We start from the raw sequence: 13,177 nt of genomic DNA on the forward strand, positions 1-13,177 counted from the left end.
CCCCTCATCCCGCTCACCATTATGCAACATCCCCTTTTTTCACCTAAGCTCAATTAAGATGGTGATAAGAAAGGATCGGATAATGCGTGTTCAACAAACCTCGGAACTCCCCTCTTTTGATACATTACTGGTGATGGTTGAAGAGTCTCCAGAGTCGCTAGAAACCCTTCGAAGAGAGATGAGTCAGACCATTATTGATAATGCCCCTGGAGAGTTGCAACCTAGGCTGCAGGCTCAAATGAGCCATATAGAGCGTGTCATTGGTTTAGGTAAAAACCCAAATCATACCAATGTGCTGCTGATGAAAGAGTTAAATAAACAGTTTTCGAAGTTTTCAACGGCGGTGAGTGAGCCCATTAAAAAAACAGACAGTGCAGAGATTCTTCCCTTTACTTCACCACATCGTTAACCGCTAACCCATAGCGGTTAGGGCCTTCGGTACCCTTCAAAAAGCCACACTGAATAAACAGCCAACAGCCACTCACAATCGCAATGATTGATACCGCAGTTTGTAAGCTCTCTTGGGCTGCACTGCTATCAAGAGCGGTGCGCATTAATCGATCGGCAATAATGGGCACATTCAGCAGTAGCCACCATAGGGATTTATCTCGATCATGCCAGCGTTTCGCTTGTACCGCCAGATCAGGGATCAGCAGCACAAAACCCACCACCAGTAATATTAGGTTTCCAAACCCGCCAGATTGGGGCAGCAGTGCAATTGCAGCTAAAAAGGAGGCGTAATAGATGGCTGTCCAAGTCCAAAAACGTGAACGTGAAATTCGCCCTTTAAATGAAAAGAGCCATTGAGTTACGGTCATACTACACCTTTAACGTTTTGGATTAATTGATCACTTTAATGAAGCAATTTTTATCCATATCTCGAATATTAATGGTGAGACTGTAAACGGTATTGGCTTGCTCTGCGAGAACTGACATCAATTTTCTGCTTAATTCTCTTTTTTGTTCTTCATTCCTACCGGATAGCATTTCAAAATTCAGGTGGATAAAGTCCTCACTGTCCTCTTTTTCACCAATTAACCATGAGTGATAGCGTTGTGCTCTCGATTTGATCGACTCTATTTCAAAAAGCCCTGAATCAATCAGCACTTGATGCAGATCTTCCAACAACCCTTGAGTGTTTACTCTTTCATCAACCGAGCTTGAATACTCTACAACTAAATTTGGCATATCTACTCCTTTAGGTTCGTCCCACACAGTACTTAAGAGCGTTAAGAAGTTGAACCGTAGTGAGTCATTTATCTGGTTGCGATCACAGGCTACTTTCTTTTCAATCTTGTCTATAATATGGCTTTAAACCACAGCACTCGATTTATTGAGCCGTAATATGAAAGAATATTTCACATTTATTTTGAAACATTCAACCAGCCCTTTAAATCTGTGTGTTTTTTAACCAGATGGAATCAATGATGATTTCAAACACGAATTAAGTCAAAAAATCTGTTATATTTTTACACAGCTTTTTTTATCATTTTCGTTAATTTATATTTGGAGATATTCCTATGCGTCATCCTGTAGTTATGGGTAACTGGAAACTGAACGGCAGCAAAGAGATGGTGGTTAACCTTCTTACTGGTCTAAATGCAGAACTTGAAGGCGTTAGCGGTGTTGACGTTGCCGTTGCTCCACCAGCGCTGTTTGTTGATCTCGCAGAGCGCACCCTGACCGAAATGGGCAGCCCTATCATTCTTGGAGCTCAAAACTCTGATCTAAATAACAGTGGTGCATTCACTGGTGATATGTCTCCCGCTATGCTGAAAGAGCTAGGCGCATCTCACATCATTATCGGTCACTCTGAGCGTCGTGAATATCACGCAGAATCTGATGAGTTTGTTGCTAAGAAGTTTGCCTTCTTAAAAGAGAATGCCTTAACCCCTGTACTTTGTATTGGTGAATCAGAAGCTCAAAACGAAGCAGGCGAAACGGTTGCTGTTTGTGCTCGTCAACTTGATGCAGTAATTAACACTCAAGGTGTAGAAGCACTTGAAGGCGCGATCATCGCTTATGAACCAATCTGGGCAATCGGCACAGGTAAAGCAGCAACGGCTGAAGATGCACAGCGCATTCACGCACAAATTCGTGCGCACATTGCAGAATCAAGTGCTGACGTTGCTAAAAATGTAGTGATTCAATACGGCGGTTCTGTTAAACCAGAAAACGCCGCTGCTTACTTTGCGCAACCAGACATCGATGGTGCGCTTGTTGGCGGAGCGGCACTAGACGCGAAAAGCTTTGCTGCTATCGCAAAAGCGGCTGCTATCGCAAAAGCATAAGCGCTACTGCTTCAATCTAAAAGAGCCGTTCAGTTAATGAACGGCTCTTTTTTTGAACAAAAAAATCCGGACCTAAGTCCGGATTTGAGTTTAACTAAGAGAGAGTTGGTGCCTTGTCGACTTATCCAAGCAGCCCGAGTGCTGCATTTGGAGTCTGTTTAGCTTGAGCAAGGATAGAAGAACTCGCTTGCTGCAGAATTTGTGACTTGGTCATTGACGTCGTCTCTTTCGCAAAATCTGTATCTCTGATTCGGCTGTTTGAAGCAGAAACGTTCTCGCTAACATTATCTAAGTTAGAGATAGCGTGGCTGAATCGGTTCTGGAATGCACCTAGTTGTGCACGATTGCTATCTACAAACTGTAGAGCAGCATCAAGAACCGCGACCGCTTTCTGTGAACCACCAACAGTTGTAACATCAACATCTTTCACTGTCTCAGCTTTACCAGCACCGAAGCCTAGTTCACCACCGAGTGACCCACCGAAAGAGACTGGTGATTTCACATCCGCTGAAGAAGCAACAACTTGAAGTTGACCGTCTTCGTTCACTGACGCATTAACTTTGTCAGTTTGACCATTGATATAGGTTGCTACCTGCTCAATATCATCGCCTTGCTTAGCATCAATTGTTAGTGCTTGCTCGACGCCAGCTTTATCAGTAAAACCGATAGTTAGCTGTGCATTTTCAGGGGTTACAGCCCAATCTTTACCTTTACCGTTAGCTGCGGTGTAGCTAGTGCCACCCATTGCAGCGTTGTCTGAACGCAGGTTGCTCATGCTAAGCATTACCGCTTCACCTGAATCAGAACCGATTTGGAATGATTTTGTACCAAACGTACCATTAAGCAGTCGGCTACCACCAAAAGAGGTTGTTTCAGCAATACGATTTAACTCATCATCAAGTGCTGTAACTTCTTCTTGAATAGCGACACGGTCAGAATCTGAGTTTGAACCGTTTGATGACTGTAGAGACAGATCACGCATACGTTGTAAGATACTGGTACTTTCAGTCATTGCACCTTCTGCTGTTTGTGCAATAGAGATACCGTCATTTGCATTTCGTACGGCGACATCTAGACCACGAATCTGAGAAGATAGACGGTTGGAGATTTGAAGTCCTGCCGCATCATCTTTTGCGCTGTTGATTTTGTAACCTGAAGATAAACGTTCCATTGATTTACCCACACCATCAGATGCTTGATTCAAGTAACGCTGTGCTGTCATTGCTGACACATTAGTATTTACATTAATAGCCATAATTTACTCTCTTTATCTCTCTTAGTTGTTGATTACTTTTCGTTTTTAAAATAAAAACTACTTACTCTCTCTGTTACTAAGGGTAACGACGCGAAGAGGGAAACCTTTATTTATTTTTTCATTTTTTTTTCAAATCGGGCTAAAAACATGATCCCAACAGCAATAAACAGTAATAGTTAAATAAAGGGCTAAAGTTCTAAAAAAAGAGTCCGATATAACTCTCTTGAACACAAATAAAACAGACAAAAAAAGAGCCTAACAATCGCTGTTAGGCTCTTAAAAAAGAGTGCAATACCGCTTAATAATGCTCGAAATATTGAAATAGCATTAAAATAGTTGAATCGCCATTTTATATAGGTCTTCTCGATCCGGTCTACGCATATTCTCTATGGCATCAATGATGTCATGGTGAACCATGTTCTCATTTTGAATCCCGACACAACGCCCACCTTCTCCATTTATAAGAAGCTGTACCGCATAGTTACCCATACGCGAGGCTAGAATTCGATCAAACGCGTTAGGCTGCCCACCACGTTGAATATGACCCAGTACGGTAGCGCGGGTCTCTCTGCCTGTTTCCGCTTCAATAAACTTCGCGAGCTCACTGGTGTCTGTCATTAATTCGGTAATGGCGATAATGGCGTGTTTCTTACCTTTATCCATTCCCTCTTGAATACTCACAAGTAACTTCTCTTTATTTAGCCCTTTCTCTGGCGTAATAATGTATTCACAGCCACCTGCAATCGCAGACATTAGGGTTAAATCACCACAGTGTCGCCCCATGACCTCAACAATAGAGATACGTTGGTGTGACGAAGAGGTATCACGTAAGCGGTCAATCGCATCAATAACGGTATTCAGAGCCGTCTGATAACCAATGGTGTAATCCGTTCCAGCAACGTCATTATCTATGGTGCCAGGTAGACCGATACATGGGTAACCCATTTCAGTCAGTTTTTTGGCTCCCATGTATGAACCATCACCACCAATAACAACTAACGCTTCAATACCGTGCTTTTTAAGGTTTTCAATCCCTTTTTGACGAACTTCGATCTCTTTAAACTCAGGAAAACGAGCTGAACCCAAAAATGTCCCGCCTCGATTAATCATATCTGACACGCTTGAACGGTCCAGAGGCTCAATTCTGTCTTCCACTAGGCCTAAATAGCCATCATGAATACCGTAAATTTCAATACCTTCAGATAATGCAGTACGAACAACTCCGCGAATCGCTGCGTTCATACCAGGCGCATCACCACCACTCGTTAAAACACCAATCTTCTTAATCATGGTTACCCTCTAGTTTTAGATCTGTAAATTTCAAATCAATAATGAGGCCAGGCTCCCCCTCCTAGCGTTCAGCACAGTGCTGAAACCAAAATACAACGTAAACAGACTGCCCATGCTGCACTTTACTCGATGTTGTCTAAGCGGAGCTCATTGTCGACACCCGTACTTATTTTGCACTAATAATATAGTCACTCCTGCATAAGTGCCACACAGGATTACGATAATCTCATCTGACTTTGTTCTCGGTCAGATTTTAGCACCACTGACTTAGGGTCTTGGTGAATCATAATATCGGAATATGGAAAGGCCTCCATCAACGCATCTTCCACATTATCTGCAATTTGATGCGCATCAATAAGCTTCAATTCATCATCAAGCTCTAAGTGTAGTTGAATAAAACGCACAGGTCCTGCTAGGCGAGTTCTCAGCTGATGTACCCCATGAACATGTTCGATACTCAAGGTGATTTCTCGAATCTGTAACAATTCCTCTTCAGGTAGCTGCCTATCCAATAGAGATTGAATCGCTTCAAATGCCATCCGAAAAGCGCTGTATAAAATATAGATGCCAATAAGAAGAGCAAAGACAGCATCTGCATGAGACCAACCAAACCAACTCAATAGCAACGCAATCATAATGGCGGCATTCATTAAGAGATCAGATTGATAATGAAGGGAATCTGCGGCAATCGCTTGGCTACCTGTTCTTTTCACAACCCACTTCTGTACCGTAATCAAACCAGAGGTGAGCACGATAGCAAACAAGCTGACAGCAACGCCAAGCTCAGGGCTATTCACTTCATGAGGCCTAAATAGACGCTCAAAGCCATTAAGCAATAAAAAGCAGGCGGAGCCAGAAATAAACATCGCTTGAGCCAAAGCAGCCAAAGACTCAGCTTTTCCATGACCAAAGGTATGTTCTTCATCGGCAGGTTGCAGAGCATAACGTATAACCAAAAGGTTAGTGACAGATGCAGCAATATCGAGCATCGAATCAATCAGAGAGGCAAGTAGACTAACGGAGCCGGTAACCCACCAGGTGGCAAGTTTAACCAGCATTAAAATGGTGGCGACTATAGTGGCTAACCAAGCCGCCATGTTAACTAAACGGGCATATTTATCTGACATTTATCAACACAAAAAAAGTATATTCACTTTAGTATATCGGCAAATGTGTGACAGTTCTATTTCTTAGCTTGGCATTTGTCCATCATCTGTTGTTGCGCCTCTTGGTATTGTACCTTCTGCTCTTCGGTTAAGATGTTGAGCATTTGGTGACGTTTTTGTGCCATTTCCACCTTACGATCCACTTGCAGTGATGACATTTGTGTCGCCAGATCTCGTACTTCGACTTCATTAAAGTCTGCCGCTAGCAACAAAGTATTCATCTGCTGTTTTAGCTGCTGCAGTTCGCTGTTTGGCTGACGTTCTTTCATTGCACTACGGTGAGTCTCCATCAACGTTTTAAACTCTGTCTGTTGTGCATCCGTTAGATCGACCTGTTTTAGCGCTCTCTTTCCTGACATCATTTCGCACTTACCGCCCTTCATGCCTCCACCATGATGTCCACCGCCATTACCACCACCAAAAGCGAGAGCTGCCGTTGAGCCTAGCATCAGTGGAAATGCAATGGCGCCAATCATTATTTTCTTTGTTAATGTTTTCATACTCTTTACTCCAAATAGATTAAGGTTGTTTGTTACAGTGAGAGTAGAATAAAACAACCAGCGTAAATGGGTGTATAGGCATCGTAAAGGTACGTAAAGAGCGTCCCTCTGCACTAAAATCGCAGTAGAATAGCAATAGGCTTCGCGCTAATTTACACTGATTACTCCTCTAGAGACCAATTTTGGATACCAATATGGCCAACATACTACTCGTTGATGACGACATAGAGTTAACCTCTCTGTTAAAAGACATTCTTTCTTTGGAGGGCTTTGATGTTATTGAAGCAAACAACGGCGAAGAAGGGTTAGCGCTGATCTCCGATCAAATAGATCTCGTTTTGTTGGATATTATGATGCCCAAAATGAACGGCATGGAGATGCTGCGTAAACTCCGTGAGTCATATGAGACCCCAGTATTGATGTTAACCGCCAAAGGGGAAGAGATAGACAGAGTGATTGGACTTGAGCTTGGGGCTGATGACTACTTGCCTAAACCTTTTAGCGATAGGGAGCTGCTTGCCCGAATTCGCGCTATCCTTAGACGGACTCAAGCCAAATCTACCGAACAGACGGCATCGATTAAGTATCAAGATATTGAGATATTCTTAGGTAAACAAGAAGCGTATTGCAATCAGCAGCTGTTGGATCTTACTGGTACCGAACTGGGTCTGCTCAGTCAGTTTGTACAACATCCAGGGAAAATCATCTCTAAAGAGGAGCTCAGTATAGAAGTGTTAGGCAAAAGACTGGCCGCATTTGATCGCTCTATCGATATGCATGTGTCCAATTTACGTAAGAAACTGCCCAATAGTGAAGAGGATAAACCACGTATTAAAACCTTACGCGGTCGTGGTTACCTATTTGTCACCCAATAAATTGAGGTCAACGTGTTGAATAATAGAGTGCGATTCTCCCCATTCTCTAGCCTTTATGGTCGTATTTTTGCCATTTTTTGGCTAACACTATTTCTAGTGTTGCTTGCAGTGGTGATCGCCCCTCACTTTGACCCACGCTCACAGCATGAAATTGGGCAAGCTCCCTTAGTCAAGATTCAAAAAGTGGCGGAGAGCATCACTCATAAGTACCAACATAACGCTGACTTTAACCGCAGCTTGAGCATGATCGACCAATACAGCAATAAACAACCGGGCTCCTTCTCTCTCTTTTTTACCAACTACTCTGGCGAAATAGTCAATGAGCACCATCGAGGGCAGAGTAAATCCCTACGTAACTTTATTACCTTGTCTGACGATCTAAACAATCCTAAGCAGAAACTGTATGGCAGAAAAATGCTTGCTGGCCCATTTAAGGTCACTATCGCCAATCAAAAGGTACTGCTTTATGTCTCTCGTTTTTACCGTAACCCTCCCCCATTTATTTTGCAGATATTAGACAGACCAGCCCAACTGTTAGTAGCCGCTATGTTAGTAAGCACTCCCTTTCTTCTGTGGCTTGCTTGGGCACTCAGTCAGCCAGCAAGACGACTGCAGCACGCTGCTGAAAGAGTCGCTCGAGGGCAATTTGTTCACGATCCAAGCTTAGAGAAAGGAACCAAAGAGTTTCGAAAAACCGGTGCCAGTTTTAACCAAATGGTGGGTGCTATTAATACCATGGTATCTGGGCAACAGCGCCTGCTTTCTGATATTTCCCATGAGCTTCGCTCACCACTCACGCGACTAAGAATGGCCACCGCTTTAGCATCAAGAAAGCAAGGAGAGAGTGCTGAACTGGATCGCATTGAGATGGAGGCAGAACGGTTAGAGAAGATGATTGCCGAACTGCTAGAATTATCTAGAATGCAGATCAATAGCCACGAAGACCGTGTAGAAACGGATACCAAGACGTTGTGGTTTGATATTTTAGAGGATGCCAAGTTTGAAGCCGAGCAGTCAGGAAAAAACCTTCACTACGACGCAATAGAGGCTTGGCCAATTTCTGGCAACCCTAACTTACTCATGAGTGCTCTTGAGAATGTGGTACGCAATGCCATTCGTTATGGTGAAAAGCAAATTCGAATCTCCATTAATAAACAAGCGGGACGACTCACCCTTATCGTCGAAGATGATGGTAGCGGCGTTCCTGACGATGAGCTTAACGATATTTTCCGCCCTTTTTATCGTGTATCTACCGCCAGAGATCGAGTCAGTGGGGGGACCGGATTGGGGCTTGCCATCACTGAAAATGCGATCCGACAACACAATGGTACTATTACCGCCTCTTCCAGCAAGATGGGTGGATTAAAAATGACCCTCAATCTGCCATTACAATAAGGAATTGGTCTAATTCTTTGACATTAATGATATTGATAATTATTATCATTAATGTCAAAGGGGACAATACTTATTAGGAAGATACTATGATTCATACCTTTCAAGAATTACCATATGAATACGATGCATTGGAACCATATATAGACGCTCAAACTATGGAAATCCATCATAATAAACACCACCGTACCTATTTCAATAAATTTACGGATGCCATTCGTAATACCGCACTAGAAAATCAAACCTTAACATCCATTTTTTCTTCAATGGCTTCGCACTCAACAGCAATTAGAAATCATGGTGGGGGCTACTTCAACCATACGCTATTCTGGAACTGTATGTCTCCAAACGGAGGCGGTTCGCCAACAGGAAACCTAGCTGAACAAATTAATCTTCAGTTTGGGGATTTTGAAACATTCCAGAAACAGTTTTCTGATATTGCCATTAATACATTTGGCTCAGGGTTTACTTGGTTAATCAAAAACGAATCTGGATTAGATATTGTCTCTACCAGTAACCAAGATAATCCCTTAATGAATACATCTGAAAAACAAGGACAACCCATTCTCGCTTTAGACCTGTGGGAGCATGCCTATTATATTAGTTACCAAAATCGTCGACCTGAATATATATCAGCGTGGTGGAACGTGGTTGATTGGGATAACATCGCTCAGCACTATGGCAACGAATAAACAATATTAGTTTATCCTCCATAGAAGCGTATAATGGCGATATTACTCATGAGCATGAAGTTGATACAATGTTTGATATCGCCCTTTTTGAACCCGAAATTGCCCCAAATACTGGCAACATAATCCGCTTATCGGCCAACTGTGGTGCCAATTTGCATCTCATTGAGCCTCTCGGTTTTGATCTTGATGAGAAAAAAGTGCGTAGAGCGGGGCTGGATTATCATGATCTTGCGCGAGTCAAAATCCATAAAGATCTTAACGCCTTTCTTGAATTTGTTGGGGCAGATGGCGATAAGCTTGATGATCCTAACCAGCGCCGCATTTTTGCTTGTACCACTAAGACGACTGGACGTCATACCGACGCTTCATTTCGTCAAGGGGATGTGCTTCTTTTTGGTCCTGAAACCCGTGGGTTACCGGCAGAGTTGATTGAAAGTTTGCCGATGGAGCAGCGTATTCGCATTCCAATGATGCCAGACAGCCGCAGTTTGAATCTGTCTAATGCAGTGGCGATCATTGCGTTTGAAGCGTGGAGACAGATGGATTTTTCTGGCGCAGTGTAATCAAATAAAAAAGCAGTAACCCATCATCGATACGTTACTGCTTGTTATCACCATTAAGTGGCATCAATCGTTAGATACCATCGCCATTATTGTAGGTTTTGGTCATGCCATTAAACCCTTGATCCATGTCTAATGACGGTTTATCCGTTGATGGTTTGCCGACGATTTTTGCAGGTACCCCTGCCACCGTGGTATGTGCTGGGACAGCTTGAAGTACCACAGAACAAGAACCAATCTTGGCTCCTTCACCCACTTCAATATTGCCGAGAATTTTAGCGCCTGCGCCTATCATTACCCCTTCACGAATTTTAGGATGACGATCACCACACTCTTTCCCTGTACCGCCTAAGGTCACATCTTGCAGTATCGAGACATCGTTCTCAACAACGGCAGTTTCACCAATAACAATACCTGTCGCATGATCAAACATGATCCCTTTGCCGATTTTCGCCGCAGGATGAACATCCACTTGGCAAGCAACAGAGATCTGATTTTGTAGATAAGTCGCTAATGCTACACGCCCCTGTTTCCAAAGCCAGTTAGCTACACGGTACCCCTGCAGTGCATGATAGCCTTTAAGATAAAGTAGTGGAATCGAGTACATCTGAACCGCAGGATCTCGTGAAACTATCGCACAAATATCACAAGCGGCAGCGTCGGTAATCGAGCAGTCAGATTGGAAGGCCTCTTCAACCACTTCTCGTACGGCCATGGCTGGCATTGAAGCCGTCGACAGTTTATTAGCAAGAATATAACTGAGCGCAGCGGCCAACGTATCATGTTTAATGATGGTGGCATGATAAAAACTGCCTAACATAGGTTCTTGTTCAGACTGTTCCTTAGCCTCTTTAACGATGGTTTCCCATACTTTATGTTTGCGGCAGTTTTCCACTGAATTATCCTTCCGATTTTTTATCTCTTGCGAGTAGGTCTTTGGCAGCTTCTAGAGCATCCTTATCTTTATACAGCACTTGATAAATTTGTTCTACAATTGGCATCTCAACACCCATACGTTCCGCCAATAACCACACTTCTTTGGTGTTGCGATAGCCTTCAACCACCTGACCGATTTCAATCTGCGCCGTATCGACATCTTTGCCCTGCCCTAAGGCCAAACCAAAACGGCGGTTACGTGATTGATTATCAGTACAAGTAAGGACTAAATCGCCCAATCCGGCCATTCCCATGAACGTCTCTTTTTGTGCTCCAATGGCAGCGCCTAGACGACACATCTCAGCGAGCCCTCTGGTGATCAGCGCAGTACGAGCATTCGCGCCAAAGCCAATACCATCAGAAATACCCGCACCAATAGCGATAACATTCTTCACTGCGCCACCTAACTGCATACCAGTGAAATCACTGTTAGCATACACTCTTAAGGTTTTTGAACAGTGAATCGTCTCTTGCAAATCTTGAACAAACTCACTGTCTGGAGAGGCCACTGCAATAGCGGTTGGCATTCCCGCTGCTAGCTCTTTAGCGAACGTTGGTCCTGATAACACGGCCAGTGAATGACCATCACCTATGATATCCGCAGCGACATCTTTCAACAGTCGCCCCGTTTCAGGTTCAAGGCCTTTGGTGGCCCAGCAGATACGTGAATCACTGCGAAGGTGCGGTTTTACATTGGTTAACACTTCGCCAAATACGTGACTTGGTACTACCACTAAGAGATCTCGGCTGGCTTGAATGGCCGTTGGCAGGTCAGACTCCATGATCAAGGTCTCTGGAAAATCGACGCCGGGTAGGAACTCTTCATTAGAGCGATCAGATTGCAGTTTAGCCATATGCGCTGGCTCATGACCCCAAAGAATGATCTTTGCACCATTACGCGCTAACGATATGGCCAGTGACGTTCCGTAAGAACCCGCCCCTAATACCGTCATCGCGATGTCTGAATAATCTGTAGTTGTTGTCATCATTGACCTCAAAAATGAAATAAAAAAAGGGAGCGCTAGACTCCCCTTTTATCTGGTTTTACTCAATCTCTATCGCTGTGAGGAGCTTACGCTTCTGCTTCCGCTTCACTCTCTTGTGATTGGTTCTGAAGGTAGTTCATGAACAGACCATCAAAGTTCACAGGAGCAAGGTTAAGCTGTGGGAACGTCCCTTTAGTCACAAGACCAGAGATTGTTTCACGTGCGTATGGGAAAAGAATATTTGGGCAAAATGCACCTAGGCAATGCGCAAGTTGCGGCGCTTCCATATCACCAGCAGTAAAGATACCGCCCTGCTGCACTTCACATAAGAATGCAGTCTCTTCTTCATTCTTAACCGTAACCGTTAAACGCAGAACCACTTCGAAAATGTCTTCACCAAGTTGACGGCTTTGAGTATCAAGATCCAAATTCACATCTGGATTCCAATCTTTCTGGAACATGTCAGGTGAGTTAGGCGCTTCAAAAGATACATCTTTTAGGAAGATACGTTGAATTGCAAAGTTCTGTTGGTTTTCTTGGGTTGCTGCTTCAGCCATGATATTAAAATCCTTATACAAAAGTAAATTTGGTTTGCTACAGGTTAGCTTAAACTAGCGTAACCCTCAGCATGACGTATTGATTTCGCTCTATATGTCACACCGTAAAATTAGTTATTTCTTACCTTGAAGCTATTTTTTACCACGAACTAATGGCAGATTCGCTTCATTCCAAGAGATTAAACCACTCTTAAGCAGCTTAACACTCTCAAAGCCCGCTTTATGCAGTAGAGTAGCACTTGCTTGAGCGGTTTGGCCCGTCTTACATACCACTACAATTGGGGTGGATTTTTTGTTTTCAAGATCACCCAACTTTCCTTCTTTGATTTCACTTGGCAAAATGTGACGTGAGCCCGTGATATGTCCGCTTTTAAACTCATCTTTAGAGCGAATATCCAATACCGTCGCTTCTTCACGATTCATCAGCATTGTCAGCTCAGCCGGGTTTACTTCTACGTATCCCGCTGTTTTCTGTTTAATCGTAGTCTGAATCAGAATCACGAAGATCCCCACCCAAGCTAAAGAAAGAATGGGGTTGGCGGTCAAAAAATCTAAATACTCTTGCATATTTTCTACTCTAAACGTTGTGCCCATCTAAGCGTAAGCTCAGCGTGGTGCTATAGCTGTAAATTAAGTTGAGTGAGTATACCTTACCCCGCTTCATAAGGTGAATAGTA

16 protein-coding genes are annotated in these 13,177 nt (G+C 43.5%); 6 read left to right on the forward strand and 10 right to left on the reverse strand.

Features of this window, described 5'->3' with window-relative positions; translation table 11 throughout:
- Positions 1–82: 82 nt before the first annotated feature.
- Positions 83–409 (forward strand): DUF3135 domain-containing protein, encoded by a 327-nt coding sequence (locus tag L4C32_RS09130; protein ID WP_428196563.1) that lies wholly within the window; start codon positions 83–85, stop codon positions 407–409.
- On the opposite strand, the gene L4C32_RS09135 is transcribed toward L4C32_RS09130, so the two are convergent.
- Positions 390–818: a DUF805 domain-containing protein gene (locus tag L4C32_RS09135; RefSeq protein WP_428196564.1), complete on the reverse strand. Its 429-nt coding sequence runs from the start codon at positions 816–818 to the stop codon at positions 390–392. The genes L4C32_RS09130 and L4C32_RS09135 overlap by 20 nt on opposite strands.
- A gap of 22 nt (positions 819–840) precedes the next feature.
- Positions 841–1,188, reverse strand: coding sequence for a 5-carboxymethyl-2-hydroxymuconate Delta-isomerase (locus L4C32_RS09140; protein WP_428196565.1), 348 nt, complete (start codon positions 1,186–1,188; stop codon positions 841–843).
- Between the two features lie 332 nt (positions 1,189–1,520).
- Here L4C32_RS09140 and tpiA point away from each other — a divergent pair, with 332 nt between their 5' ends.
- Positions 1,521–2,291 carry a triose-phosphate isomerase gene (gene tpiA, locus L4C32_RS09145; RefSeq protein ID WP_428196566.1) on the forward strand — a complete coding sequence of 257 codons (771 nt, stop codon included), beginning with the start codon at positions 1,521–1,523 and terminating at the stop codon, positions 2,289–2,291.
- A gap of 121 nt (positions 2,292–2,412) precedes the next feature.
- Here the strand turns inward: tpiA and L4C32_RS09150 are convergent, their stop codons facing one another.
- The 4 genes from L4C32_RS09150 to L4C32_RS09165 form a co-directional block, all read right to left on the reverse strand.
- Positions 2,413–3,546, reverse strand: a complete 1,134-nt coding sequence (locus tag L4C32_RS09150; RefSeq protein WP_428196567.1) for a flagellin — start codon at positions 3,544–3,546, stop codon at positions 2,413–2,415.
- Positions 3,547–3,873: 327 nt separating this feature from the next.
- Positions 3,874–4,836 (reverse strand): 6-phosphofructokinase, encoded by a 963-nt coding sequence (pfkA, locus tag L4C32_RS09155; protein ID WP_428196568.1) that lies wholly within the window; start codon positions 4,834–4,836, stop codon positions 3,874–3,876.
- Between the two features lie 215 nt (positions 4,837–5,051).
- On the reverse strand, positions 5,052–5,963 hold the full coding sequence (fieF, locus tag L4C32_RS09160) for a CDF family cation-efflux transporter FieF (protein WP_428196569.1): 912 nt from the start codon (positions 5,961–5,963) through the stop codon (positions 5,052–5,054).
- A 56-nt stretch (positions 5,964–6,019) separates the two neighbouring features.
- Positions 6,020–6,502 (reverse strand): Spy/CpxP family protein refolding chaperone, encoded by a 483-nt coding sequence (locus tag L4C32_RS09165; RefSeq protein ID WP_428196570.1) that lies wholly within the window; start codon positions 6,500–6,502, stop codon positions 6,020–6,022.
- 194 nt (positions 6,503–6,696) lie between these two features.
- Between L4C32_RS09165 and L4C32_RS09170 the strand changes: the two genes are divergently transcribed.
- The 4 genes from L4C32_RS09170 (at position 6,697) to L4C32_RS09185 (ending at position 10,024) form a co-directional block, all read left to right on the forward strand.
- On the forward strand, positions 6,697–7,377 hold the full coding sequence (locus L4C32_RS09170; RefSeq protein WP_428196571.1) for a response regulator: 681 nt from the start codon (positions 6,697–6,699) through the stop codon (positions 7,375–7,377).
- A 12-nt stretch (positions 7,378–7,389) separates the two neighbouring features.
- Positions 7,390–8,772 carry an envelope stress sensor histidine kinase CpxA gene (gene cpxA / locus L4C32_RS09175; protein WP_428196572.1) on the forward strand — a complete coding sequence of 461 codons (1,383 nt, stop codon included), beginning with the start codon at positions 7,390–7,392 and terminating at the stop codon, positions 8,770–8,772.
- Between the two features lie 86 nt (positions 8,773–8,858).
- Positions 8,859–9,461, forward strand: a complete 603-nt coding sequence (locus L4C32_RS09180) for a superoxide dismutase (protein WP_428196573.1) — start codon at positions 8,859–8,861, stop codon at positions 9,459–9,461.
- A gap of 68 nt (positions 9,462–9,529) precedes the next feature.
- Entirely contained in the window at positions 9,530–10,024 is a 495-nt protein-coding gene (locus tag L4C32_RS09185) for a tRNA (cytidine(34)-2'-O)-methyltransferase (RefSeq protein WP_428196574.1), read from the forward strand.
- 70 nt (positions 10,025–10,094) lie between these two features.
- On the opposite strand, the gene cysE is transcribed toward L4C32_RS09185, so the two are convergent.
- The 4 genes from cysE to L4C32_RS09205 all read right to left on the reverse strand — a co-directional run bounded on the left by cysE (position 10,095) and on the right by L4C32_RS09205 (position 13,067).
- Positions 10,095–10,916: a serine O-acetyltransferase gene (cysE, locus tag L4C32_RS09190; RefSeq protein ID WP_428196575.1), complete on the reverse strand. Its 822-nt coding sequence runs from the start codon at positions 10,914–10,916 to the stop codon at positions 10,095–10,097.
- 4 nt (positions 10,917–10,920) lie between these two features.
- Entirely contained in the window at positions 10,921–11,943 is a 1,023-nt protein-coding gene (gpsA, locus tag L4C32_RS09195; RefSeq protein ID WP_428196599.1) for an NAD(P)H-dependent glycerol-3-phosphate dehydrogenase, read from the reverse strand.
- A gap of 86 nt (positions 11,944–12,029) precedes the next feature.
- Entirely contained in the window at positions 12,030–12,500 is a 471-nt protein-coding gene (gene secB, locus L4C32_RS09200) for a protein-export chaperone SecB (protein ID WP_428196576.1), read from the reverse strand.
- Between the two features lie 132 nt (positions 12,501–12,632).
- On the reverse strand, positions 12,633–13,067 hold the full coding sequence (locus L4C32_RS09205) for a rhodanese-like domain-containing protein (RefSeq protein WP_428196577.1): 435 nt from the start codon (positions 13,065–13,067) through the stop codon (positions 12,633–12,635).
- Positions 13,068–13,177 lie beyond the last annotated feature (110 nt).

Origin of the sequence: Aliivibrio kagoshimensis (assembly GCF_050337105.1) — a bacterium.
GTDB classification, from domain to species: domain Bacteria; phylum Pseudomonadota; class Gammaproteobacteria; order Enterobacterales; family Vibrionaceae; genus Aliivibrio_A; species Aliivibrio_A kagoshimensis.